Source organism: Photobacterium sanguinicancri (assembly GCF_002265265.1).
GTDB lineage: Bacteria > Pseudomonadota > Gammaproteobacteria > Enterobacterales > Vibrionaceae > Photobacterium > Photobacterium sanguinicancri.
This window is the reverse complement of record NZ_NOIF01000349.1, coordinates 1-1,607: the sequence shown is the minus strand read 5'-3', so window position 1 is coordinate 1,607 and position 1,607 is coordinate 1. Positions and strand designations below refer to the sequence as shown.

At 34.6% G+C, this 1,607-nt stretch carries 1 protein-coding gene; it reads left to right on the top strand.

Annotation, left to right across the window (positions count from 1 at the left end; translation table 11 throughout):
* The coding region (locus tag ASV53_RS23935; protein ID WP_205049234.1) for a DUF3987 domain-containing protein at window positions 1-1,546 on the top strand (1,546 nt) is incomplete at its 5' end.
* Between the last annotated feature and the right edge of the window lie 61 nt (window positions 1,547-1,607).

Genomic DNA, 1,607 nt, shown 5'->3' with positions numbered 1-1,607 from the left:
AATTAATACCTCATGTATGGAGGTTCAAAATATGGATAAAAATGTTCTCTTTGATAGTAACAATCAGAAATCAAAAACTTCTCAAGAGATTGAATGGGGGGATGTTAAAGAATTAAATGGAAATGGAGTCGTAGCAATGCCTCTACAAAAGGATATGCTACCATTTTGTTTTCAAGAATATGTTTATGGTGAAGCAAAAAAAATAAACAATGCTAATCCAGATTATTTGGCAATGTCATTGGTTGTTACGGTAGCATCATTAATTGGAGGAACCTCTTCAATCCGCCCAAAGAAGTTTGATAAGGGCTGGAGTATTCGCCCAGCAGTATGGGGGATTGGAATTGGTAAACCATCCGATTATAAAACGCCACTGATGGAAAAGCCTATCGATCTAGTGTCTTATGTGCAAAAAAGCCGTATTGATATCTTTAACTTTAAAAATGTTGAAAGGCAAAAAATTGAAAATGAGATTATTACTAAAAGGGAGAAAGGTTTAGAAGAAAAAGCAAAAATAGCCTTTGAAAAAGGTGATGAGGAAAAAGGACTAGAGTTGATTGATGAGCTCTCAATGTTAACTAAAAAATCTTATGCAGAAAGGAATATTCTTTTAACAGATGCAACTCCAGAAGCTGTAATCCTTAGGCTAGCAACAAATCCTTTTGGTATTTTGATTTATCGAGATGAAATTAGTGGATTATTTTATGGAATGAATAAACAAGGTCGTGAACAAGAGAGATCCCTATTTCTCGAAGGATTTAATGCCTCTAAAACGCCTTACACACAGGAGCGGATTGGCAGGGATAATGTAAAACTTGAAAGTGTTCATATTTCTATACTTGGAGGAATTCAACCAAAGGTGCTAGAACCAATACTTCATGCTCGAGATAATGGTAAGGCTGATGATGGTTTTTTTGAGAGATTTCAACTAGCGGTATTTCCTGAATCTAATAATTGTATTTATACAGACATTGAGGGAGATAACAGTGATGTAGAGAAAGTTAAATCGGTATTTTTAAAATTGGCTGAATTAGGAGAATATGAACCAAAAGATTATGATTTTAGCGATGAAGCGCAAAAAATATGGAATGATTGGGCTTGTGAATTTACAACAAACCTAAATGAGTTAGCTTGTGATGTGCAGTCGATCAGAGGGAAATATCCTGCCTTAGTAGCTAAGTTGGCACTAGTTTTTCATCTTAGTGAAGAGGCAGCAAGGTGCAAGTCTGAACAATTTACACCATCACAAAAGGTTACAGAATACAGTCTACAATTAGCTTTGAAGTGGTTAGAATATTTAATCACACATTCCAATAAAATTGTTGCGTTTGCTCGTGGTGTGAATGATGTTAGTGTTAAATCTTTAATTAACAATCTGCATAAATTTAAAGGGAGCTTCACAAAGCAGGAGCTGAGTCAAAAAGATTGGAAAGGATTATTAAAATCGGAAGATCGTAATCGAGCTTTACAAATTCTTGAAAAAAATGGATATATTAAGCAAGTAAGTAAACCGCGTAAAATGTACTTGGTACATCCTGATTACTGCTGATTAAACCTGCAACACCTGCAAAACCTATAATTACAGGTTTTGCAGGTTGTCTAATTTAAAT